Raw genomic sequence first — 24,328 nt, forward strand, 5'->3', positions numbered from 1 at the left:
GATGCCCACGACGTCCTCCACACGCCCGAGCAGTGTCGCCACCCGCCTGATGTTGGGCGTGGCCGCGATCGCCCTGCTGTGCTTCGGCATTACCGCCGCCATCATCTACGCCCGCAGCAGTTCGGCCCTGCTCGCCTCGGCCAAGGTCGGCATGACCGACACCGCACGCCTGGAATCGGAGCGCATCGGCAACACCATCGGCGCCTCCGCCGTCTCCAACCAGGCGCTGGCCAATGCGCTGCTCGCCCAGCGCGGCCAGGACAAGGCGCGCGAGCTGTTCAGCGACAGCCTGCGCCGCGAACTGCAGCAGCACCCGGACTGGACCGGCATCGGCACGCTGTGGGAACCGCAGGCGCTGGACGGCAAGGACGCGGACTACGCCAACAGCGCGGGCCACGACGCCAGCGGCCGCTACATGGTGTACTGGTCCTGGCAGAACGGAAAACTGGTGCGCGATCCGCTGCGCGACTACGACGTGGCCGGCGCCGGCGACTGGTATCTGAATCCGCGCAAGCTGCTGCGGCCGACCGTCGCCGAACCCTACGATTACGAGATCGCCGGACAGAAGGTGCTGATGACCACGGTCAGCACGCCGATCCTGGAAGACGGCACGTTCCTGGGCGTGGTCACCACCGATTTCGGCCTGGCCGCGCTGCAGCAGCGTGTGGCCAAGCTGCGCCCGCTCGGCGCCGGCCACGTGCGCCTGCTCTCGCCCGGCGGCGCCATCATCGCCGACCGCGATCCTGCGCTGGTCGGCAAGACGCTGCAGGATCCGGCCACCCGTGCCTTGCTGACCGATATCGCCCAGGGCAGGACCGTCAGCCGCGACACCGTGGATCCGCAGACCGGTGCCACCGACGTGGAAGTATACGTGCCGCTGCAGATCGGCCAGGCCCAGGAGCGCTTTGCGCTGGGCGTGGCGGTGCCGAAGGCGGTGCTGATGGCGCCCGCGCACAACCTGCTGTGGACCATCGCCGCCGTCGGCCTGTGCGCCGCACTGCTGCTCAGCGGCGGTCTCTACCTGCTGCTGCGGCGGCTGGTGGTCAAGCCGTTGGCCAGTGCGGTGGAAGTGTCCAGTGCGGTCGCCGCCGGCCGCCTGGACAGCCGCATCCAGTACCCGCGCAACGACGAGCTGGGACAGTTGCTGGGGTCGTTGCAGCGCATGCAGCAGCAGCTGCGCGCGGTGCTCGACGCGCAGAAGGAAATGGCCCAGCGCCACGATGCCGGCGAGATCAGCTACCGCATGGACGAGCGCGCCTTTCCCGGCGACTACGGGCGCATGGTCCACGACAGCAATGCCCTGGCCGCCTCGCACATCGCGGTCAAGATGCGCCTGGCGCAGATCATGGGCCGCTATGCCATCGGCGACCTGTCCGAGGACATGGATCGGCTGCCGGGCGAAAAAGCGGTGCTGACCGACACGATGGACACGGTCAAGCGCAACCTGACCGCGATGAACACCGAGATCAAGCACCTGGCCGGCGCCGCCGCGGCGGGCGATTTCAGCGTGCGCGGCGATGCCGAGCGCTTCCAGTACGACTTCCGCCTGATGGTCGAGAGTCTCAATCAGCTGATGGCCACCGCCGATGGCAACCTGCAGGCGCTGTCCACGCTGTTGCAGGCGATCGCCGCCGGCGATCTGACCGCGCGCATGCACGGCGACTTCCAGGGTGTGTTCGCGACCATGCGCGACGACGCCAATGCCACCGCCGAGCAGTTGGCGGCGATCGTCACACGGATCCAGACCGCCGCGATGAGCATCAACGGGGCCGCGGCCGAGATCGCCGCCGGCAACGACGACCTGGCGCGCCGCACCGAGCAGCAGGCGGCCAGCCTGGAGGAGACCGCGGCGTCGATGGAGGAGCTGACCTCCACGGTCAAGCAGAACGCCGAGCACGCACGACAGGCCAACCAACTCGCCGCCGGCGCCGCCACGGTGGCCTCGCAGGGCGGCGCACTGGCCAGCCAGGTCTCGGACAAGATGAACGGCATCGAGATCTCGTCCCGCAAGATCGCCGACATCATCGGCGTCATCGACGGCATCGCCTTCCAGACCAACATCCTGGCGCTCAACGCCGCCGTGGAAGCGGCACGCGCCGGCGAACAGGGCCGCGGCTTCGCCGTGGTCGCCAGCGAAGTGCGCACCCTCGCCCAGCGTTCTTCGAATGCGGCCAGGGAGATCAAGACCTTGATCGACGATTCGGTCGAGCGTGTCGCCGAGGGCTCGGCCCTGGTCGACCAGGCCGGCATCACCATGCAAGAGATCGTCGCCTCGGTGCAGCGCGTCACCGACATCATGGGCGAGATCGCCGCCGCCTCGCAGGAGCAATCCGCCGGCATCGAGCAGGTCAACCAGACCATCACCCAGATGGACGAGGCGACCCAGCAGAACGCCGCACTGGTCGAGGAAGCGACCGCGGCGGCACGCTCGATGGAAGACCAGGCCGGCCACCTCAACCAGGCCGTGGCGCTGTTCAAGCTGGAGACCGGCGCCAAGGCGGGGACCGTCGCGGCGGCGCCCGCACGCGGTCCTGCCGCGGCGACGCCACGGCGGCCGGCTGCGGCACCGCTGCGCGCGGTCCCACGCGCGACCACGCCGCCGGACGACGCGCAGTGGCAGGAATTCTGAGCCACCCGGTCGTCCCTGATCCGCGCAAGGCGCCCGAGCGCCTTGCGCCTCTCCCAGCCTTCAGGCGCGTCGGCCACCGCAGAGCGCTTAGCACGTCACGTTCGTAAAGAAACGGTCTTCAGGGTCGATATAGAAAGCGGAACTGCCACGCCATGGGCACCGCACGCGCCTCGGCGCCGGACGCACTGCGCCCGGATTCCCGGTTCCGACCGAACCGCCACGGGAGGCGCCATGAAGCCAGTCGTTCTTGCCAGTTGTCTGACGCTGTTCGGCCTTGCGGGAGGGGCGCACGCCGAAGCCGAGCCGATCGCCACCGATCGCCCCGACTTCGTGGAATCCAGCCTCACCGTCGGCGATCGGCGCCTGCAGGTGGAAACCAGCGTGGCCTGGGAACGCGACGGCGATGTGGATGGGTACACCACGCCGACCCTGTTCCGCTACGGCATCGGCCCGACCTGGGAACTGCGCGTGGAAACCGACGGCTGGCAGACCATCGACGTCCCCGTCGGCGATGACGTCTCCGGTTTCTCCGACATCTCGCTCGGCCTCAAGCACCACCTCGCCAGCGAGATCGGCGGCGCTTCGCTGGCCTGGCTGCTGCATGTGGACCTGCCCAGCGGCGCGCGCGACGTGCGCGGCAGCGGTGCCCGCCCCTCGTTCCGCCTGGTGGCCGAATGGGAACTCAGCGACAGCGTCTCGCTGGGCATGATGCCCGGGCTGATCCGCGACGAGGGCGACGGCGGACATCGCTATACCGCCGGCATCTTCGGCGTGGTGCTGGGCAAGGCCTGGAACGACCGCACTCGCTCGTTCGTGGAACTGGCCCTGCCGCAGATCGCGCATGCCGACGACGGCGGCACCATCGCCCTGCTCGACGTCGGTTCGGCCTGGCTGCTCAGCCAGGACGTGCAACTGGACGTGGTGTACAGCCGCGGCCTCAACGACCGTTCGCCGGACCACGCGCTGGGCGCGGGCCTGTCCTTCCGTTTCTGATCGGGCCACACCGATGAAAATCATGCATATGCTCGGGATCCTGGTGCTGGTGGCGGTGCTCGCCCTGCTCGCACTGGGCGGGGTCGGCTACGGCGCACAGCAAGGCCTGCTGCGCTCGGTCGCCGCGCAGGTCACCTCCTCGGACGCACTGCGCAACCACATGCAGGCCGACATGATGCACGACGCCCTGCGCGGCGACGTCACGTCCGCGCTCCTGGCGGCGGCGCGGCAGGATGCGGACGGGGTCAAGGCGGCGCGCACGTCGCTGGGCGAACACGCCGGCGAATTCCGCAAGGCGCTGGACGACAACCAGAAGCTGCCGCTGGACGGCACCCTGCGCGCACAGCTGGATGCCGCCGGGCCGGCGCTGCAGCGCTACATCGCCGCCGCCGACAAGGTGGTGACGCTGGCCGAGACCCACGGCGACAGCAGCGCCGCCTATGCGGACTTCACCGCGCAGTTCACTCGGCTGGAAAGCGAGATGGACACGATCAGCGACAGCATCCTGGCGCTGAACGAGCAGAGCCGCAAAGCCGCCGAACAGCAGAGCCAGCGCGCCACCTGGCAGCAGGCTGGCGCGGTGCTGGCCGCCGTGCTGTGCCTGGCCGCCGCCGCGGCCTGGATCCTGCGCTCGGTCGCGCAGTTGCTCGGCGGCGAGCCGCGGGTGGCGATGGACGCCGCCCAGCACATCGCCGAAGGCCGCCTGGACCAGCCGATTCCGGTCGCCGCCAGGCACGGGCGCAGCCTGATGGCGGCGCTGGCGCGGATGCAGCGCGAACTGCGCGAGCGCATCGAACGCGAACGCAGCGTCGCCGCGGAGAACCTGCGCATCCGCACCGCCTTGGACAATGCCTCAACCGGCATGTACATCGCCGATCCCGACCTGACCATCATCTACGCCAACACCGCGCTGCAGACCCTGTTGCAGACCCACGCCGAGGACATCCGCGCCTGCGCGCCGGCATTCGACCGTTCCGCGCCGCTGCTGGGCCAGTCGGTGGCGCTGCTGGAAGTGGGCAATTCGCAGGACGCGGAAATCTACCAGCGGCTGGACCGGCAAGGCGCGGCGCAACGCGAGGTCCGCTATCGCGAGGTCTGCATCGCCCAGGAGATCTCCGCCATCCGCAATGCCGAGGGCGCGCACCTGGGCTTCGTCTGCGAATGGCGCGACCGCACCGCCGAGACCCGGGTGGAAGCGGAAGTGGCCGCGGTGGTGCGCAGCGCCGCCGCCGGCGACCTGTCGCAGCGCATCGACCGCACCGGCAAGCAAGGCTTCTTCCTGATGCTGGCGCAGCAGCTCAACGGCCTGCTCGACGCCAACGCGATCAGCATCGCCGAGGTCTCGCGGCTGCTCAGCGCGCTGGCCGACGGCGATCTCGGTGCGCGCATGCACGGCGAGTTCCACGGCATCTTCGCCACCATGCGCGACGACGCCAACGGCACCGCCGAGCGCCTGGCCGACATCGTCGGCCGCATCCAGCGTGCCGCCGGCGACATCCACAGCGCCGCCACCGAGATCGCCCAGGGCAACAGCGACCTGTCGCAACGCACCGAGCAGCAGGCGGCCAGCCTGGAAGAGACCGCGGCCTCGATGGAAGAGCTGACCGCCACGGTCAAGCAGAACGCCGAGCACGCACGCCAGGCCAATCAGCTCGCGGCCGGCGCCGCCGCGGTCGCCTCGCAAGGCGGCGCGGTGGTCGGCCAGGTGGTGGACACCATGAGCGGCATCGAGACCGCGTCGAAGAAGATCGCCGACATCATCTCGGTCATCGACGGCATCGCCTTCCAGACCAACATCCTGGCGCTCAATGCGGCGGTGGAAGCCGCCCGTGCCGGCGAACAGGGCCGCGGCTTCGCCGTGGTCGCCAGCGAAGTGCGCACGCTGGCGCAACGCTCGGCCAATGCCGCCAAGGAGATCAAGGGCCTGATCGACGACTCGGTCGGCCGCGTCGCCACCGGCGCCGAGCTGGTACATCGTGCCGGCCAGACCATGCAGGAGATCGTGGCCTCGGTGGGCCGCGTGACCGACATCATGGGCGAGATTTCCGCGGCCTCGCAGGAGCAGTCCGCCGGCATCGAGCAGGTCAACCGCACGGTGACGCAGATGGACGAGAGCACCCAGCAGAACGCTGCGCTGGTCGAGGAAGCCACCGCCGCGGGACGCTCGATGGAGGACCAGGCCGCGCAGCTGAGCGACGCGGTGGCCGTGTTCCGACTGGAACAGCACGCCACGCGTGCCACCCCTGCCCCAGCCTCCGTCGCCGCGGTGGTGGCCGGCCATTCGGCCATCGCTGCAACGTCGCATGCCACGCAGGCATCCCAGACGAACGCGCAGGCCATCGCCGACGCGATCGGCACCGAATGGCAGCCGCTGACCGCGTGAGGAACCACGTAGGGAAATGAATCAGACAGCGTCGGGAATCGTCTTACGACCAACGACGTATCGAGGAATGTGCCGTCACGCCGATATCACATTCGGGTGACGGCGAAACATGTTGTACAGCAACGCAGTGGTTTTCCTTTCTTCGCTTTTCTGACCGCCACGCCCCCCCCTCCGGTCGCGCACCTGCCGCCGGAGCCTACAGGGACAAGGACCTGGACGTCCCAGGGACACCGTCAACGAAGAGGTCGACATGAATGCCTTTCTGCAACGCTACAACGTCGGACGCCGGCTCGCTGGCGCCTTTGGCCTCCTGATCCTGCTGTCCTGCTTATTGGTAGCCGCAGGCATGCTTTCCATGTCGCGCGCCCAGACCGAGCTGGACCAGATCGTCAAGAAGAACGTCGAGAAGACCCGCATCAGCAATGGGATGCTCGACGCCAACAACAGCATCCTGATCGCGCTTGGCACGCTGGCGATCGTCACCAGCGACGACCTCAACCAGCAGGCGCTGGCCGACATCAAGAAATACCGTCAGCGCTACGCCGACCTGCGCGCCGAACTGGATACCTTCCCTCCATCGGCACAGGGCAAGGTGGTGCGCGCCAAGATCGACGCCGCACGCGAAACCGCACGTAAATTCAATGATCAAGTCATTGCCCTGGCCATCGTCAATCGCAACGACGAAGCGCAGGCGCTGCTGACGCAGCGTTCGCGCCCCGCGACCCAGGCCTGGAACGGATACATTCGCGAGAACCTGGACTTGCAGAACACGCAATTGCAGACCGCCTATGCAGCCGCGACCGAAGCGACCCACGACGGCCGCAGCCTGCTGCTTGCTGGCGGCGTGTTGGTACTGATTGCCAGCAGCCTGCTGGCCTGGACCATCACCCGCAGCCTGACCCAGCCGCTGCAACGCGCTACCGAAGTCGCAGAAGCGATCGCCCGCGGGCAACTGGATAACGAGGTACTCTCCGACGCCCGCGACGAACCGGGCCGGCTGCTGAATGCCATGCACACCATGCAGACGCAATTGCGCAACCTGATCCGGGCGCAGGAAGAAATGTCGCGCCGCCACACCCTCGGCGAGATCAGCTACCGCATGGACGAGACCGCGTTCATGGGCGACTACGCGCGCATGGTGCACGACGCGAACCGGATGGTGGCCGACCACATTGCAGTCAAGATGCAGGCCATCCGCCTGATCGAGCGCTACGCGATCGGCGACCTGGCCGAGGATATGCCGCAACTGCCTGGCGAGAAGGCCGCCATCACCTCGGCGATGGCCGCGGTGAAGGGCAATCTGATGCGCATGAGTGGCGAGATCAACCAGCTCGCCGCCGCCGCCCTGGCCGGCAATTTCGCCGCACGCGGGGACACCGTCTACTTCCAGTACGATTTCCGCGCCATCGTCGAGAGTCTCAACCAACTGATGGCCACCGCCGACGGCAACCTGCAGGCGCTGTCGCAGATGCTGCAGTCGATCGCCGCCGGCGACCTCACCGCGCGCATGCATGGCGACTTCAATGGTGTGTTCGCCAGGATGCGCGATGATGCCAACACCACCGCCGAGCAGTTGGCGGCGATCGTCGGCCGCATCCAGACCGCGGCAGTCAGCATCAACGCTGCAGCCACCGAGATCGCCGCCGGCAACGACGACCTGTCGCGCCGCACCGAGCAGCAGGCCGCCAGCCTGGAAGAAACCGCCGCCTCGATGGAAGAGCTGACCTCCACCGTGAAGCAGAACGCCGAGCACGCGCGCCAGGCCAACCAGTTGGCGGTGGGCGCGGCGGCCGTCGCCTCGCAAGGCGGCAGCGTGGTCGGCCAGGTCGTCGAGACCATGAGCGGCATCGAGGCCTCGTCCAAGAAGATCGCCGACATCATCTCGGTGATCGACGGCATCGCCTTCCAGACCAACATCCTGGCGCTCAACGCCGCGGTGGAAGCGGCCCGTGCCGGCGACCAGGGCCGCGGTTTCGCCGTGGTCGCCAGCGAAGTGCGCACCCTTGCCCAACGCTCGTCGAACGCGGCCAAGGAGATCAAGGGGCTGATCGACGACTCGGTCACGCGCGTGACCGAAGGTTCGGTCCTGGTCGACCAGGCCGGCCGCACGATGAGCGAGATCGTGGCCTCGGTGCAGCGCGTGACCGACATCATGGGCGAGATCTCCGCCGCCTCGCAGGAACAGTCCACCGGCATCGAACAGGTCAACCAGACCGTGGTGCAGATGGACGAGACCACCCAGCAGAACGCGGCGCTGGTGGAAGAGGCCACTGCGGCGGCACGTTCGATGGAGGAGCAGGCCGGTCAGCTCACCAGCACGGTGGCCTTGTTCAAGATCGACAGCATCGGCGGTACCGCCGCTGGCGTGCACCCAGCGCCGACGCGGGGGCCGTCCGTTGCGGCCAACGCACCACGTGTCGCCAAGGCAGCGGCACGTTCGCACACGCAGCCCGCCAAGCGCGCTGCGGTCGCGGTCGGCGGCGACTGGCAGGAGTTCTGAGTCGCACGGTCGCCATGCCGCCGGCATGGCGACCGCTTCGGCGGCAACGCCACACCTGCGCTGTGCACGCCAGGCCCGCCAACACAGGCGAACGGGAGACAGGGCGAAGGCTGTTCTATTCGGCGCCAACGCATGTCGGAGCCGCGTCGGATTTCGCCCTTGCCGACCAACCCAGGTCGGACCGCAGACAGCTTCCTAACCATTTGCCAACACGTCCGTGAGAAATGCTCAATTTCTCACCGGCATGTCGATATTGAGGGTGCGACACGGCATTGCCAGGTCGTGTCGCAATCGCTGGTCGCCAGCGATTGCGCCCCCGGTTCCCCTCTGTCCCCCAAAAGGTCGGCTATGAACGCACTTCTGCAACGCTATAACGTCGGTCGGCGCCTGGGCATGGCGTTCGGCATCCTCATCCTGCTGTCCGGCGTGCTGGTCGCCATGGGCTTGCTGACCATGGCCAGGGCGCATCGCGAACTGGACAGCATCGTCAACGGCAACATGGAAAAGGTGCGCCTCTCCAACGAGATGCTGGATGCCAACACCAACGTGCAGATCGGGCTGTTGTCCATCACCATCGTCGATGGCGATGCGGCCAACCAGAAGATGATCGACATCGTGCAGCGCAACCGGGCGCGCTACAAGGCCGCGCACGATGCACTGTCGGCGATGCCGGCGACCCCGGCCGAACGCCAGGCCATGGCCGCGATCGAGAGTGCGCGGGCGCAGTCGGTGCAGCTCAACAATCAGGTGATGGCGCTGGGCGAGAAGGACCTGAACTCGCAGGCGCAGGCGTTGCTGCTGGGCGATGCCGCGGTGGCGATGGAGCGGCAGCAGGCGGCGATCCGCGCCAATGCCGATCTGCAGCGGCGCTTGAGCCGGGAGGCCTATGCGATCTCCTCGGCAGCGATGGCACGCGGCCGCATCATCCTGATCTCCGGCGGCCTTGCGGTCCTGCTGGTCAGCGGCCTGCTGGGCTGGACGATCACCCGTAGCCTGACCGGACCGCTGGGCCGCGCCACCCGCGCCGCCGAGGCGATCGCCGACGGCCGCCTGGACAACGACGTGAGCACCGACGCGCGCGACGAACCCGGCCGCCTGCTGGTCGCGATGGGCCGCATGCAGACCCAGTTGCAGCGCTTCTCCAGCGAAACCGCGCTGATGATCGAGCTGCATGCCGACAAGGACATCAGCCACCGCATGCCGCAGGACTTCCCGGGCGTGTACGGCGAGCTGAGCAAGGGCATCAACACCATGATGTTCGAACACCTGGACGCCATCGTCGATGCCATCGGCGTGCTCAACGAATACGCCAACGGCGACCTGCGCCGCGACGCGCGCCGCCTGCCCGGCAGTCGTGCCGTGCTGCACGAGTCGATGGATGCGGCCAAGGCCAGCCTGCTGGCGATCAATACCGAGATCAAGCGCCTGGCCGCCGCGGCCGCGGCCGGCGATTTCAGCGCCCGCGGCGATGCCGCGCATTTCCAGCACGACTTCCGGCTGATGGTGCAGGACCTCAACGCGATGATGGAGGTCAGCGACCGCAACCTCGGCAAGCTGTCGGCGCTGCTGCAGTCCATCGCCGCCGGTGACCTGACCGCACGCATGGACGGCGAGTTCCACGGCGTGTTCGCCACCATGCGCGACGACGCCAATGCCACCGCCGACCAGTTGACCGGCATCGTCGGCCGCATCCAGACCGCCGCGGTCAGCATCAATGCCGCCGCCACCGAGATCGCTGCCGGCAACGATGACCTGTCGCGCCGCACCGAGCAGCAGGCCGCCAGCCTGGAAGAGACCGCGGCCTCGATGGAGGAGCTGACCTCCACCGTGAAGCAGAACGCCGAACACGCCCGCCAGGCCAATCAGTTGGCGGTGGGCGCGGCCTCGGTCGCCTCGCAGGGCGGCGCGGTGGTCGGCCAGGTCGTCGAGACCATGAGCGGGATCGAGGCGTCCTCCAAGAAGATTGCCGACATCATCTCGGTGATCGACGGCATCGCCTTCCAGACCAACATCCTGGCGCTCAACGCCGCGGTGGAAGCGGCCCGTGCCGGCGAACAGGGCCGTGGTTTCGCCGTGGTGGCCAGCGAAGTGCGCACCCTGGCGCAGCGTTCGGCCAATGCCGCCAAGGAGATCAAGACGCTGATCGACGACTCGGTCGGCCGTGTCGCCACCGGCTCGGCCCTGGTCGATCAGGCCGGCCGCACCATGAGCGAGATCGTGGCCTCGGTGCAGCGCGTCACCGACATCATGGGCGAGATCTCGGCCGCCTCGCAGGAGCAGTCGGCCGGCATCGAGCAGGTCAACCAGACCGTCACCCAGATGGACGAGACCACCCAGCAGAACGCCGCCCTGGTCGAGGAAGCCACCGCCGCCGCGCGCTCGATGGAAGAGCAGGCCGGCCAGCTCAGCGATGCGGTCGCGCTGTTCAAGATCGACAGTGTCGCCAGCATCGCCCGGCCAGCCGCGGTGCGCGCGGCGCCGGCCAAGCCGGCGGTGCGGGTCGCGAGCAAGGCCGGCACGGCACCGCAACCGGCGGTACGCAGGCCCGTGGTGGCCGCCGCCAGCAATGGCGACGCCTGGCAGGAGTTCTGAGGCCATGGTGGCGAGGGCGCACACGGCCTCGCCACCTCGCGTCTGTCAGCGGCACCCCCAGTCATCCCTGGCCTGATCGGACGCCGGCTGCGTGGACACGCGCAGCCGGCGTTCTGCTGTCCACGCGTCTACGCGCATCGCGCGTCTCCTTCGGCACGTCAGCGCCGACCTGCCTCGTGCGCCCCCGTCACAGCGGCGACAGCCCGCTCTGTCGGCCGCGTGCGAGACCAGCGGCGCGGGCACGCAACGCGCCCATCGGGCGAACGGATCGGGCTAGGACGTTCCTCCCACCCGCAGACCGCCGCCGTTCACGGCATCTCGGCAGGTCGACGCATTCCGGAACCGTGCCGTCATCCGCGGATCGCACAATACCCTGCATCGCAGCTGCATCCGTGCGGCGTGGCGCCCCGTATGTCCGGCCCAGTGTGCCCTCATGCAGGCGCTACGACCCTGATGGCCGTTTAACTCGCTCGGATCACAGATTCAATTTTTGTCTAACGCCGCCGCTAAAGATTTGCCCGATTCGGTCGAGCCCCGGCGATCACGCCGTAGGTTCGCGTTCCAGCCGGGCGAAGCTCGACGACGGTCCGTTCCACCCTGCATTCCCATGGCCTGCGCTCCACCCGAGTGCAGGCCTTCTTTCGCTCTTCCTCCGAGACCCGCGCAATGACGTCGCACTCCGCGAACCACGCCGCTCCGCCCGCCTCCGAACGCCGCTCCCGTTTGCGGATCTGGCACGACCTCCCCATCGCGCGCAAACTCAGCCTGATCGGGGTCCTGGCCCTGATCGGCCTGGTCATTCCGCTGCTGCTGTACACCCGAACGCTCAACGACGGCGTGGAGGTCAGCCGCGCCGAGTTGCGCAGCTATGCGCCACTGCGGCAGATGCTGACGCTGCTGGCGGCCCTGCAGGAAGAGCAGGTCGGCACCGGCGCCGATGCGGCGCAGGCGCGCGAGACCGCGGACCGGGCGCTGGGCGAACTGCAACGGACCGTGCCGGCCCTGCCCGGCTTCGACCGCAGCACGGCGGCGCTGGCGCAGCTGCAGCAGACCTTGCAGACCAGGCGCAACGACTTCGCGGCGGTCGCCGAGAAGGCCGACGACGCGCTGGACGCCCTGCGCGATGACAGCCAGCTGGTCTACACGCCCTACGTGGAGAGCTACCACCTGGTGGTCAGCAGCCTGATCTACGCCCCGGTGACCAGCCAGACCCTGACCCGACTGGACGCGATGCACGATCCGTCCCAGGCGGGCACGGAGACCCCGATCCTGCGCGCCCAGATCGGTGAGTTGGCGCGCGACCAGGCGCGCCTGCGGCATGAACTGAAGAAGGCCCTTGGCCTGCTCGAGCAGCAGGATCCGGCGCTGACGCAGGCGGTGAGCAACGAAGCCGCCGTCGCCGACCGCGCCCTGCCGCAACTGGCGCAGGCCCTGGACAGCGGCGGCGCCGATGCCGACCAGCGTTGGAACGCCGCCCTGCACGGCTGGGACGAGGCCCTGCACGGCCTGAGCGCCACCGCCTTGCAGGCGCTGCAGCGCCAGTCGCAGCGGCATCTGGACGCGTCGCTGCAGGCGATGTGGTCCGCGGCGGCCGGACTCGGCGTGTTGACTCTGCTGATCGCGGCGATCTGTGCGCACACGCTGGTCACGCTGACCCGCAATGTACGTCGCGCTGCCGGTGTCGCCGCCGACATCGCCGAAGGCCGCCTCGACGCCCGCATCGTGGTGCCCAGCCGCGACGAAAGCGGGCGGCTGCTGGCCGACATGCAGCGCATGCAGCAACAACTGCGCGAAGTGCTGGCCGCACAGACCGAGATGGCGCGGCGCCACGACGCCGGCCAGACCAGCTACCGCATGGACGAAAGCAGCTTCCCCGGCGACTACGGGCGCATGGTCCGCGACAGCAACGCCCTGGCCGCCGCGCACATCGCCGTGACCGAGCGCCTGGCGCAGATCATGGGCCGCTACGCCATCGGCGACCTGTCCGAGGACATGGACCGCCTGCCCGGCGAAAAGGCCCGACTCACCGAGACGATGGACACGGTCAAGCACAACCTGACCGCGATGAACACCGAGATCAAGCACCTGGCCGGCGCCGCGGCGGCGGGCGATTTCAGCGTGCGCGGCGACGCCGAACGCTTCCAGTACGACTTCCGGCTGATGGTCGACAGCCTCAACCAGTTGATGGCCACCGCCGACGGCAACCTGCAGGCACTGTCGTCGCTGCTGCAGTCGATCGCCGCCGGCGACCTGACCGCGCGCATGCACGGCCAGTTCCAGGGCGTGTTCGCGACCATGCGCGACGACGCCAACGCCACCACCGAACAACTGGCCGCCATCGTCGCGCGCATCCAGGCCGCCGCGGTCAACATCAACGGCGCCGCCAGCGAGATCGCCACCGGCAACGACGACCTGTCGCGCCGCACCGAGCAGCAGGCCGCCAACCTGGAGGAGACCGCCGCGTCGATGGAGGAACTGACCTCCACCGTCAAGCAGAACGCCGAGCGCGCGCGCGATGCCAACCGCCTTGCCGCCGGCGCGGCCTCGGTGGCGTCGCAGGGCGGCGACGTGGTCGGCCAGGTGGTGCAGACCATGAGCGGCATCGAGACCTCCTCGAAGAAGATCGCCGACATCATCTCGGTGATCGACGGCATCGCCTTCCAGACCAACATCCTGGCGCTCAACGCCGCGGTCGAGGCTGCCCGTGCCGGCGAGCAGGGCCGCGGTTTCGCCGTGGTCGCCAGCGAGGTGCGCACCCTCGCCCAGCGCTCGGCCAACGCCGCCAAGGAGATCAAGGGCCTGATCGACGAGTCGGTCGGCCGCGTCGCCGAAGGCTCGGCACTGGTCGAGCGCGCCGGCACCACCATGCAGGAGATCGTGACCTCGGTGCAGCACGTCACCGACATCATCGGCGAGATCGCCGCGGCCTCGCAGGAGCAATCGTCCGGCATCGAGCAGGTCAACCGCACCGTCACCCAGATGGACGAGAGCACCCAGCAGAACGCCGCACTGGTCGAGGAAGCCACTGCGGCCGCCCGCTCGATGGAGGAACAGGCCGGGCAACTGCGCCAGGCGGTGGCGGTGTTCAAGGTGGACGCGGCGACATCGCCGCTACGCTCGTCGGCGGTGCCGGCCGCGCGCAGGCAGGCACACGCCTTCGCCTGAGTCCACGCGCGCGGTGGCGCAACCAGACGCGCCATCTGTCGTGCCCAGGCCTCGGCTCCCGTCCCATGCCGAGGCCACACCCTACACATCACTCGGCCGTGGACCAGTTCCGCGGCCGAGCGCGTTTCTGGCACTGCGCATCAAGTTTTTCGCGAGATACGTACATCAGCGTCGTTACCACCACGTGAATTGTGATGACTGCCACCTTAAGGAACGATAGGTGCTGTCGATAACGTGAGCAGCCGGTGAGTACCGGCGTAGCGCTGGCTGTTTCCCATGCAGGCACTCTCCGCCACGACGCACCGCTCGCGAGGTTTCGCCCGCGTGCCATTGGGGCTGTTGCTGCTGGTGCTCTGGAGCGTCTGGGCGGCCACCCGGTTGGTGGCACTCGCCACCCCGCCACCGGCCGACAGTGCCGACGCCATCCGCACACGCCTGCTGGCGTTCGCCCCCGCCTCCCTCCCCGCCGGCCAGGCCGTCGCGTTTCGCCTGCGCGTGGCCGGCTGCGCCTGCGCCGCACCTGCGGCCCTCGCGCTGCCGGGCATCCACAGCGTGGACTTGCGCGACCGCCCTGCGCCGCTGGCGCTGCCGTATGCGCTGATCGTGTTCGATGCGCATGCGCGCCTGATCTATGCCGGTCCGGCGCAACTGGCCGGATGCGGCACGTCGATCGCCGCCGCCGCGCTGATCCCACGCTTGCTGGCCAGCGGCGATACCTCACCGCTGATCTCTCCTGCCCAGTGCAGCTGTCCCACCGACTCCAAGGAGCCCCTTGCATGAGCGCCTCGCCTACCCAAGGCCATTTTCTCGTCGGCAACGAGCGCTACGTCTACCTGCAGAAACTGGCGGCGCAGGCCGACCGGCTGTTCGTGGCGGTGTCCGTCGTGGCCACGCTCGCCAGCCTGGCCGCCGCCTGGCACGAGGCCGCGTGGACACCATGGCTGGCGGTCAGCCTGCCGACCCTGGCGGTCGTTGCCCTGCAGGTGAAGCTGCACCCCGGCAGTCTGTTGAGCCGCTGCACCGTGGCGCTGGGCCTGATGGTGCAGGCCGCCGTGCTGATCCAGCAGTCCGGCGGCATGATCGAAGTGCACTTCGGCGTGATCCTGCTGATCGCGCTGCTGCTGTACTACCGCGACTGGCGCCCGATCGTGGTCGCCGCCGCGGCGATCGCCGTGCATCACGTGCTGTTCTTCTGGCTGCAGCACCGCGGCCTGCCGGTGCTGGCGTTCACCGCCGACGCGGGCATCGGCATCCTGGTCATCCATGCGCTGTACGTGGTCGTGGAAACGGCCATCCTGGTGCCGATGGCGGTGCAGATGCGCCGGCAACTGCTGGACGTGGGCCACGATCCGCACGACCTGGCGCAGGCCGCGCGTGCGATGGCCCAACAGCAGCCGCTGTCGGCGGCGATCCGCGCGCTGGACCTGCCGGAAGGCTCCATCGCCCATACCCTGGTGGCGGCCAACGCACAGTTGCTGCGCAGCCGCGAGCAGGACAGCGAGGCGCAGCGCGAGACCCTGCGCATCCGCACCGCGCTGGACGACGTCACCACCAACGTGATGATCGCCGACGCCGAGCGCCGCATCGTCTACGTCAACCGGCCGCTGCTGCAGATGCTGACTGATGTGCAGGACGACCTGCGCCGCGACCTGCCGCAGTTCGATGCCAGCGACCTGCTGGGCAAGACCATCGACGTGTTCCATCGCCATCCCGAGCACCAGGCGCGCATGCTCGCCGAGCTGAAGGGCACCCACCGCGCGCAGATCCGCGTCGGCGGCCACACCATGCGGCTGATCGTCAATCCGGTCACCGACGCGACCGGCAACCGCCTGGGCTTCGTGGTGGAATGGGCCGACCGCACCGAGGAAGTGGCGGTGGAAGAGGAGATCGCCGGCATCGTGCGCGGCGCGGTCGCCGGCGACCTCGGCGGGCGCATCCGCCTGGACGACAAGCACGGCTTCCTGCTGCAGCTGGGCGAACAGATCAACGCCATGCTCGCCGCCGGCGCGGCCGGCCTGGGCCACATCCAGCAGATGCTGCGCGCGCTGGCCCAGGGCGATCTGTCGCGGCGCATCGATGCCGACCTGCAGGGCGTGTACGCGAACATGAAGGACGACGCCAACGCCACCGCCGCGCAACTGTCGGCGATCGTGCGGCAGATCCAGGGCGCCTCGGATGCGATCAACACCGCCGCCGGCGAGATCGCCGCCGGCAACGAGGACCTGTCGCGCCGCACCGAGCAGCAGGCCGCCAGCCTGGAGGAAACCGCCGCGTCGATGGAAGAGCTGACCTCCACCGTCAAGCAGAACGCCGAGCATGCGCACCAGGCCAACCAGTTGGCGGTGGGTGCGGCGGCCGTCGCCTCGCAAGGCGGCAGCGTGGTCGGCCAGGTGGTCACCACCATGAGCGGCATCGAGACCTCCTCGAAGAAGATCGCCGACATCATCTCGGTCATCGACGGCATCGCGTTCCAGACCAATATCCTCGCGCTCAACGCCGCGGTGGAAGCCGCACGTGCCGGCGAACAGGGCCGCGGCTTCGCCGTCGTGGCCAGCGAGGTGCGGGTGCTGGCGCAGCGCTCGGCCGGCGCCGCCAAGGAGATCAAGGGCCTGATCGACGACTCGGTGACCCGCGTGGCCGAAGGCTCGGCCCTGGTCGACCAGGCCGGCAAGACCATGCAGGAGATCGTGAGCTCGGTGCAGCGCGTCACCGACATCATGCGCGAGATCGCCTCGGCCTCGCAGGAGCAGTCGGCCGGCATCGAGCAGGTCAACCAGACCGTCGCGCAGATGGACGAGGCGACCCAGCAGAACGCCGCACTGGTCGAGGAAGCCAGCGCCAGCGCCCGCTCGATGGAACAGGAGGCCGGCGCACTGGCGCAGGCCGTGGCATCCTTCACCCTGGAGCAGCGCCCGCCGCTGGGCGCCAGTGCCACAGTCGGCAACGTGCGTCCGGTCTACAAAAACGCCGTGCTCAGCCGATAGCATGCGTGGGGCGGGCCGACGCGCGCCGCCTCACCCACCACCAGTACGCATTGTCCACCATGGCCGAAGGCATCCCCAGCGACTCCCCTGTCCCGTCTTCGCCGGAAGAAGAAGTGGAGGACGACCGTTTCCTGCTGACCAAGCCAAGGCAGATCCGCCAGTTGCTACAGTCGCTGATCCAGCAGCGTTCGCAGGTCAGCGCCCATGTGGGCGGCCGCGACCAGGCCTTCTCGACCGCGCTGCTGGACCTGGACGAGGACAGCCTGTTGCTGGACTTGAGCGTCAACGAAGCCTCCAACCGCGCCGCCGAGCAGGCCGACTACCTGCTGTGCTTCGCCCAGCTGGACAAGGTGCGGGTGCGTTTCCGCATCGAATCCCCGCAGCGCACCGACGACGACGGCCAGCCGGGCTTCCGCGCCCCGCTGCCGGAATCGCTGTACTACCTGCAGCGGCGCGAGCATTTCCGCCTGGAAACCCCGATCACCGACTCGCCGCTGTGCGTGCTGCGTTTCGAGGACGATGAAGGCAAGGTGGAACTGAAGCTGCGCGTGGTGGACATCAGCGGCGGCGGCCTGGCCGTGGCCCTGGTGCAGGGCCAGCCCATGCCGCAGCTGCAGCAGAGTTACCCCAACTGCGTGCTGCAGTTGCCCGATGCCGATGCCATCCGCCTGACCCTGCAGGTCTGCAACATGTATGTCTCCAAGCTGGCCAACGGCCAGGACACGCTGCGCGTGGGCATGCGCTTCCAGGACCTGCCGCGCGGCGCCGACGCGGCGATCCAGCGCTACGTGTTCCGCATCGAACGCCAGCGCAGCGCCCGCAAGAGCGGCGTGCTTTCCTGAACGCCGGCAGCGGCACCCCGCTCCAGGCCTAAAGTTCGTCGCCACCGCGCCGATCTAGCATCAGAGTCGCGCTTTCCCCTTACGCCACCACCCGCAATCCCGTGCGCACCAGGAGCACACGATGAACGACAAGACCAGCTCCACCTCCGACGCCACTGGCGGCGAATTCCTCAGCTTCACCCTCGGCGAAGAACACTACGGCGTGGATATCCTCAAGGTGCAGGAAATCCGCGGCTACGATTCGGTCACCCGGGTCCCGGACGCCCCCGAGTACATCAAGGGCGTGATCAACCTGCGCGGTACCATCGTGCCGGTGATCGACCTGCGCCTGAAGCTGCGCCTGAAGGAAGCCCGTTACGACGCCTTCACCGTGATGATCGTGCTCAACGTCGAGAACCGCGTGGTCGGCATCGTGGTCGACAGCGTCTCCGACGTGATCCCGCTGAACCAGGAGCAGATCCGTCCGACCCCCGAATTCGGCGCCGCGGTCGACACCCGCTTCATCTCGGGCATCGGCACCCAGGACGACAAGATGTTGATCCTGCTGGATATCGAGACCCTGCTCGACAGCGCCGAGTTCGGCCAGCAGCACGCCCACGTCGACGAAGCCGCCTGACGCGGCCTGCGCCGCCGGGCTGTAGACGAAACCCGCCGCCCGGCGGGTTTTTTATTGAAATGCGAACTGTTTATCACTTGTGAGAATCAAGTTAACCGGTTTCAGGCCGATAGCTGAAGAGTGGCCGGCATCACACGGCCCTCACTTCATCCCCCCGCCCTCAAGGAGTCGTTCCATGAAACCGAGCTTTCCCATGCTGCTGGTCCTGCTGCTCGCCGCCAGCCCCAGCACCTTCGCCCAGTCCCAGCAGATGATCCCGCCGGAGATGGCCACCCGGTTCGTCGGCAAGGACGGCATGGTCTGCGGCAAGGTCGAGAAAGCCAAGTACGCGCAGAATTCCGAGGGCGAGCCGACCTTCCTGTACATGGGCGGCATGTTCCCGCGCCACACCTTCTCCGCCCGCATCGCCGGCGCCGACCGCAGCAAGTTCGGCTTCCCGCCGGAAACCCTGGAAGGCAAGGACGTGTGCGTGATCGGCAAGATCGAGCGGGACAGCTCGCGCGCCGAAATCCAGGTCAGCGCGCCGTCCAGCCTGAAGCTGGCCACCATCAAGTAAGCCCCGGCGCCGCCGTGCTGGACCCGTGCACGCGGTCCGGCGCGGCGGCGTTTGCCGTTCTTGCCCTTGTCGCCCCCTCCGAATTACGGGAAACGCGCTCATGCAGTGGATTAAAGATCTCAAGGTGATGCCCAAACTGATGCTGGCGTTCGGCGTCGTGCTGGCGTTGATGCTCATCCAGGGCGTGGCCGCCTATCGCGGTCTGCACTCGCTCAATGGCGTGGCCAGCAACGTGTCGGCGCAGGTCGTGCCGAGCGTGCGCACCGGCGGCGAAATGCGCGGCATCCTCGGCGAGTACCGCAACGCGGCCTACCAGAGCCTGATCCGCAGCAGCGACGCGCTGAAGAAGGAATCGGCCGCGCGCAAGGTCGCGCTGAAGAAGCAGATGGACCAGATCCTGGCCAAGTATCCGCCAAAGATCGGCAGCCCGCAGGAAAAGACCATCTACGAGCGTCTGGTCGCCGACTGGAAGAAGGCCAGCGCCTCCTACCAGTCCGTCGACGAGATGCTGCAGCTCGACCTGCACGACGACGCCATCGACACCTTCACCGGCGAGACCCGCACCCTGCACAACAAGGTGGTGGACGACGTCGTCGCCCTGATCGCCGAGAACGACCGCCAGGCCAAGGCCGCGGCCGATGCCGCCAGCGGCACCTACAGCAAGGCCTCCGCGACCCTGTTGATCTGCCTGCTGATCGGCCTCGGCGCAGCGATCGGCCTGGCCGTCCTGTTCGGGCGGATGCTGGCCAACAGCGTGCGCGATGCGGTCAAGGTGGCCAGCGACGTGGCCGGCGGCAAGCTGGACGGACATATCGACGCCAACGGCAAGGACGAAATCGGCGAACTGATGCAGGCGCTCAAGCGCATGCAGCAGGACCTGCGTGGGCGCATCGAGCGCGACGCCGCGGTGGCTGCCGAGAACCTGCGCATCCGCACCGCGCTGGACAATTCCTCGACCGGCATGTTCATCGTCGACCTGGACTACAACATCGTCTACGCCAACCCCTCGATGCAGGGCCTGACCGACAAGTACGCCGAGCAGATCCACTCGGTGGCGCCGGCCTTCGATTCGAGCCTGCCGCTGGTCGGCTCGCCGGTGACGGTGCTGGAGTACGGCAACCAGCACGATCCCAAGACCCTGTCGGAGCTGGAAAAGAAGGGTGTGATGGAACGCGAGATGGCCTACGTCGACGCGCGCATCGCCCAGACCATCACCGCCATCCGCGACCAGCACGGCACCCACATCGGTTTCGTGTGCGAATCGCGCGACCGCACCCTGGAAGCGCAGGTCGAGCAGGAAGTGGCCAAGATCGTGCGCGAGGCCGCCGCCGGCGACCTCAGCGGGCGCGTCGGCCTGGACGGCAAGCACGGCTTCTTCCTGCAACTGGCGCAGCAGCTCAATGGCCTGCTGCAGGCCAATGGCGACAGCATCGGCGAAGTGTCCAAGCTGCTGACCTCGCTGTCGCAGGGCGACCTCACCGCGCGCATGCACGGCGACTTCAAGGGCGTGTTCGCGACCATGCGCGACGACGCCAATGCCACCGCCGAGCAACTGGCGGCCATCGTCGGTCGCATCCAGCAGGCGGCCAACGCGATCAATGCCGCGGCCGGCGAGATCGCCGCCGGCAACGACGACCTGTCGCGCCGCACCGAGCAGCAGGCCGCCAACCTCGAAGAGACCGCGGCCTCGATGGAGGAACTGACCTCCACCGTCAAGCAGAACGCCGAGCACGCGCGCCAGGCCAACCAGTTGGCCGCGGGTGCGGCCTCGGTGGCCTCGCAGGGCGGCGACGTGGTCGGCCGGGTGGTCGAGACCATGAGCGGGATCGAAGCGTCATCGAAGAAGATCGGCGACATCATCTCGGTCATCGACGGCATCGCCTTCCAGACCAACATCCTGGCGCTCAACGCGGCGGTCGAAGCCGCGCGTGCCGGCGAACAGGGCCGTGGCTTCGCCGTGGTCGCCAGCGAAGTGCGCACCCTCGCCCAGCGCTCGGCCAACGCCGCCAAGGAGATCAAGGGCCTGATCGACGCGTCGGTCGGCCAGGTGGCCAATGGCTCGACCCTGGTGCGCCAGGCCGGCCAGACCATGACCGAGATCGTCGCCTCGGTGCAGCGCGTCACCGACATCATGGGCGAGATCGCCGCCGCCTCGCAGGAGCAGTCGGCCGGCATCGAACAGGTCAACCAGACTGTCACCCAGATGGACGAGACCACCCAGCAGAACGCCGCCCTGGTCGAAGAAGCCACCGCCGCCGCCCGCTCGATGGAAGAGCAGGCCGGCCAGCTGACCGAAGCCGTGTCGATCTTCCGTGTCGAGCAGTCGGCACAGGCCGTGGCGTCGCACGCCCCGCACTTGGTGGCCGCGCCGAAGCCGGCACCGGTGGCGAAGAAGCCGGCGGCCGTCGCTCCCGCCAAACCCGCCGTGCGCGCCCGCAAGGCCGAACCGGCGCTGGCCGATTCGGACTGGCAGGAATTCTGAGGCCTGCCCAGCCTGTCGCAGCGTTTCCCATCCCCGGCCTTCGCGCCGGGGATTTTTTTTGTGGCCGCGTCGACGCGAGGATTGTCTACATCGCGCCGCACGGCGCACTCAACTTCTTCCCTGCCGCGGCCGTTAAAGCCTAGTGAACACCTTCAAGGACCACGTCCATGTCGTCTCGCTCACTGCTCACCCGTCTCTCGGATCTGCCGCTGCGCCGCAAGTTCCTGTGGCAGACCGTGTTGCTGGGTGCCGGCATCGTCCTGCTGGCGGTGATCGCCGCGCGGATGCAGTACCTGGACATCCGCAATACCCGCGAGCAGGCGCTGAAGGGCCAGATCGAACTGGCGCTGGGCGTGGTACGCGCCTATGCCGCGGAAGTGGACAAGGGCAGCATGCCGCTGGAGGAAGCGCAACGCACCGCCCTGCGCACGCTGGAGTCGATGCGCGCCCGCGACGGCGTGGATTACTTCTACGTGCACGACATGCACCCGACCATGCTGATGCACCCCACCCGCAAGGACCTGATCGGCAAGGACATCGGCCAGGTGCTCAGCGCCGACGGCAAGCCGGTGTTCCGCGAGTTCGTGAAGGTGGCCGAGGCCGGCGGCGGCTACGTCGACTACCTGTGGCCCAAGCCCGGCAACGACAAGCCGGTGGAGAAGGTCTCCTACAACGCGCCGTTCGCGCCCTGGCACTGGGTGATCGGCACCGGCGTCTACATGGACGACGTGCAGGGGCAGGCCTTGATCTTCACCGGCGTCATGACCCTGGCCGGCGGCATCCTGGTGCTGCTCACCTTCGGCATCAACTGGCTGATCGGCAGCTCGGTGCTGCGCCCGGTGGCGCGCAGCCTGGAAGCGATCCGCGCGGTGTCGCGTGGCGACCTCAGCGTGCGCATCGACAATCCCGGCCGCGACGAGACCGGCCAGATGCTGGGCGCCACCGGCGAGATGATCCGGATGCTGGAGCGCTTCTCCAACGAGACCGCACAGATGGCGGTGCTGCACGCCGACAAGGACATGTCCCACCGCATGCCGGAGGATTTTCCCGGCGTGTACGGTGACCTGGCCGCGAGCATCAACCGCATGATGTTCGAGCACCTGGACGCCATCGTCGACGCCATCGCCGTCCTCAACGAATACGCCAACGGCGACCTGCGCCGCGACGCCCGTCGCCTGCCCGGCAGCCGCGCGGTGCTGCACGAGTCGATGGACGCGGCCAAGGCCAGCCTGCTGGCGATCAACACCGAGATCAAGCGCCTGGCCGCCGCCGCCGCCGCCGGCGACTTCAGCGTGCGCGGCGACGCGGCGCGCTTCCAGCACGACTTCCGGCTGATGGTGCAGGACCTCAACGCGATGATGGAGGTCAGCGACCGCAACCTGGGCAAGCTGTCCACGCTGCTGCAGTCCATCGCCGCCGGCGACCTGAGCGCGCGCATGCACGGCGAATTCCACGGGGTGTTCGCGCGGATGCGCGAGGATGCCAACACCACCGCCGACCAGCTCGCCGACATCGTCGGCCGCATCCAGGCCGCGGCGCGCAGCATCCACGGCGCCACCACGGAACTGGCCACCGGCAACGAGGACCTGTCGCGCCGCACCGAACAGCAGGCCGCCAACCTCGAAGAGACCGCCGCGTCGATGGAGGAGCTGACCTCCACGGTCAAGCAGAACGCCGAGCACGCGCGGCAGGCCAACCAACTGGCGGTCGGCGCGGCCTCGGTGGCCTCGCAGGGCGGCGACGTGGTCGGCCGGGTGGTCGAGACCATGAGCGGCATCGAGGCCTCGTCGAAGAAGATCGCCGACATCATCAGCGTCATCGACGGCATCGCCTTCCAGACCAACATCCTGGCGCTCAACGCCGCCGTGGAAGCGGCACGCGCCGGCGAACAGGGCCGCGGCTTCGCCGTGGTCGCCACCGAAGTACGGACGCTGGCGCAGCGCTCGGCCAACGCCGCCAAGGAAATCAAGACGCTGATCGACGAGTCGGTCGGTCGCGTCAGCGAGGGCTCGGCCCTGGTCGACCAGGCCGGCCGCACCATGAGCGAGATCGTGACCTCGGTGCAGCGCGTGACCGACATCATCGGCGAGATCGCAGCGGCCTCGCGGGAGCAGTCGATGGGCATCGAGCAGGTCAGCAGCACCGTGGCGCAGATGGACCAGGCGATCCAGCAGAACGTCGCCGTGGTCGAGGAAGCCGGCGCCTCGGCACGGGCGCTGGAAGAGCAAGGCCGCCGGCTCGGCGAGGCGGCGGCGGTGTTCCGGCTGGACGCGGCGCCGGCCGGTGCGGACGGCGGCGCGGGCACCGCGCCCCGGGCAACGGCACGCACCGCCGCGCGGCAGGCGCCGTTGCGGCTGGTCCGCACGGCCGGCCCGACCGTCGAGGCCGATTGAGCGCCAATACCGCTGCGATAGGAACAATCACGCGACGCGCGAGGATTCGCCCCCTGGCGCGGTTCAAGCAATCGCCGCACGAGTCGATAACAGGATCACGCTCCGTGATCCGCGCATGACATCGCCGGGTCACGACCGCGACCGTTCAGGGAGCACGTGATGCCTAGCCTTCGCCGTCCACCATCGTCCAGCC

The 24,328-nt window shown here is 68.4% G+C and carries 13 protein-coding genes; all 13 read left to right on the plus strand.

Annotated elements, in window-relative coordinates:
• The first annotated feature begins 1 nt into the window (after position 1).
• The 13 genes from J7357_RS17235 to J7357_RS17295 all read left to right on the plus strand — a co-directional run bounded on the left by J7357_RS17235 (position 2) and on the right by J7357_RS17295 (position 24,135).
• Positions 2–2,629 carry a methyl-accepting chemotaxis protein gene (locus tag J7357_RS17235; RefSeq protein ID WP_209248392.1) on the plus strand — a complete coding sequence of 876 codons (2,628 nt, stop codon included), beginning with the start codon at positions 2–4 and terminating at the stop codon, positions 2,627–2,629.
• Between the two features lie 231 nt (positions 2,630–2,860).
• Positions 2,861–3,622 carry a transporter gene (locus J7357_RS17240; protein ID WP_209248394.1) on the plus strand — a complete coding sequence of 254 codons (762 nt, stop codon included), beginning with the start codon at positions 2,861–2,863 and terminating at the stop codon, positions 3,620–3,622.
• A 13-nt stretch (positions 3,623–3,635) separates the two neighbouring features.
• Entirely contained in the window at positions 3,636–6,005 is a 2,370-nt protein-coding gene (locus J7357_RS17245) for a methyl-accepting chemotaxis protein (protein ID WP_209248396.1), read from the plus strand.
• A 250-nt stretch (positions 6,006–6,255) separates the two neighbouring features.
• Complete coding sequence (locus tag J7357_RS17250) at positions 6,256–8,505, plus strand: methyl-accepting chemotaxis protein (RefSeq protein WP_209248398.1); 2,250 nt, start codon at positions 6,256–6,258, stop codon at positions 8,503–8,505.
• 348 nt (positions 8,506–8,853) lie between these two features.
• Positions 8,854–11,097, plus strand: coding sequence for a methyl-accepting chemotaxis protein (locus J7357_RS17255; protein ID WP_209248400.1), 2,244 nt, complete (start codon positions 8,854–8,856; stop codon positions 11,095–11,097).
• Positions 11,098–11,763: 666 nt separating this feature from the next.
• A complete protein-coding gene (locus tag J7357_RS17260) occupies positions 11,764–14,262 on the plus strand; it encodes a methyl-accepting chemotaxis protein (protein WP_209248402.1) in 2,499 nt (832 codons plus the stop codon).
• Between the two features lie 276 nt (positions 14,263–14,538).
• Entirely contained in the window at positions 14,539–15,042 is a 504-nt protein-coding gene (locus tag J7357_RS17265; protein WP_244667627.1) for a hypothetical protein, read from the plus strand.
• Entirely contained in the window at positions 15,039–17,246 is a 2,208-nt protein-coding gene (locus J7357_RS17270) for a methyl-accepting chemotaxis protein (RefSeq protein WP_209248404.1), read from the plus strand. The genes J7357_RS17265 and J7357_RS17270 overlap by 4 nt, the downstream gene beginning before the upstream one ends.
• A 59-nt stretch (positions 17,247–17,305) precedes the next feature.
• Positions 17,306–18,088 carry a flagellar brake protein gene (locus J7357_RS17275; protein WP_209230277.1) on the plus strand — a complete coding sequence of 261 codons (783 nt, stop codon included), beginning with the start codon at positions 17,306–17,308 and terminating at the stop codon, positions 18,086–18,088.
• A gap of 121 nt (positions 18,089–18,209) precedes the next feature.
• Complete coding sequence (locus tag J7357_RS17280) at positions 18,210–18,704, plus strand: chemotaxis protein CheW (RefSeq protein WP_010343304.1); 495 nt, start codon at positions 18,210–18,212, stop codon at positions 18,702–18,704.
• 193 nt (positions 18,705–18,897) lie between these two features.
• On the plus strand, positions 18,898–19,260 hold the full coding sequence (locus J7357_RS17285; protein ID WP_019799144.1) for a hypothetical protein: 363 nt from the start codon (positions 18,898–18,900) through the stop codon (positions 19,258–19,260).
• Between the two features lie 100 nt (positions 19,261–19,360).
• On the plus strand, positions 19,361–21,742 hold the full coding sequence (locus J7357_RS17290; protein WP_209248406.1) for a methyl-accepting chemotaxis protein: 2,382 nt from the start codon (positions 19,361–19,363) through the stop codon (positions 21,740–21,742).
• A 167-nt stretch (positions 21,743–21,909) separates the two neighbouring features.
• Positions 21,910–24,135 carry a methyl-accepting chemotaxis protein gene (locus J7357_RS17295; RefSeq protein ID WP_209248408.1) on the plus strand — a complete coding sequence of 742 codons (2,226 nt, stop codon included), beginning with the start codon at positions 21,910–21,912 and terminating at the stop codon, positions 24,133–24,135.
• Positions 24,136–24,328: the final 193 nt, after the last annotated feature.

It is taken from the genome of Xanthomonas sp. D-109 (genome assembly GCF_017746095.1).
GTDB classification, from domain to species: domain Bacteria; phylum Pseudomonadota; class Gammaproteobacteria; order Xanthomonadales; family Xanthomonadaceae; genus Xanthomonas_A; species Xanthomonas_A sacchari.

Bases quoted from the DNA above. Each gene is read 5' to 3' on its own strand.
- J7357_RS17240 (WP_209248394.1), top strand. From the start codon at position 2,861: ATGAAGCCAGTCGTTCTTGCCAGTTGTCTGACGCTGTTCGGCCTTGCG.
- J7357_RS17265 (WP_244667627.1), top strand. From the start codon at position 14,539: ATGCAGGCACTCTCCGCCACGACGCACCGCTCGCGAGGTTTCGCCCGC.
- J7357_RS17250 (WP_209248398.1), top strand. From the start codon at position 6,256: ATGAATGCCTTTCTGCAACGCTACAACGTCGGACGCCGGCTCGCTGGC.
- J7357_RS17270 (WP_209248404.1), top strand. From the start codon at position 15,039: ATGAGCGCCTCGCCTACCCAAGGCCATTTTCTCGTCGGCAACGAGCGC.
- J7357_RS17280 (WP_010343304.1), top strand. From the start codon at position 18,210: ATGAACGACAAGACCAGCTCCACCTCCGACGCCACTGGCGGCGAATTC.
- J7357_RS17245 (WP_209248396.1), top strand. From the start codon at position 3,636: ATGAAAATCATGCATATGCTCGGGATCCTGGTGCTGGTGGCGGTGCTC.
- J7357_RS17255 (WP_209248400.1), top strand. From the start codon at position 8,854: ATGAACGCACTTCTGCAACGCTATAACGTCGGTCGGCGCCTGGGCATG.
- J7357_RS17235 (WP_209248392.1), top strand. From the start codon at position 2: ATGCCCACGACGTCCTCCACACGCCCGAGCAGTGTCGCCACCCGCCTG.
- J7357_RS17260 (WP_209248402.1), top strand. From the start codon at position 11,764: ATGACGTCGCACTCCGCGAACCACGCCGCTCCGCCCGCCTCCGAACGC.
- J7357_RS17290 (WP_209248406.1), top strand. From the start codon at position 19,361: ATGCAGTGGATTAAAGATCTCAAGGTGATGCCCAAACTGATGCTGGCG.
- J7357_RS17275 (WP_209230277.1), top strand. From the start codon at position 17,306: ATGGCCGAAGGCATCCCCAGCGACTCCCCTGTCCCGTCTTCGCCGGAA.
- J7357_RS17295 (WP_209248408.1), top strand. From the start codon at position 21,910: ATGTCGTCTCGCTCACTGCTCACCCGTCTCTCGGATCTGCCGCTGCGC.
- J7357_RS17285 (WP_019799144.1), top strand. From the start codon at position 18,898: ATGCTGCTGGTCCTGCTGCTCGCCGCCAGCCCCAGCACCTTCGCCCAG.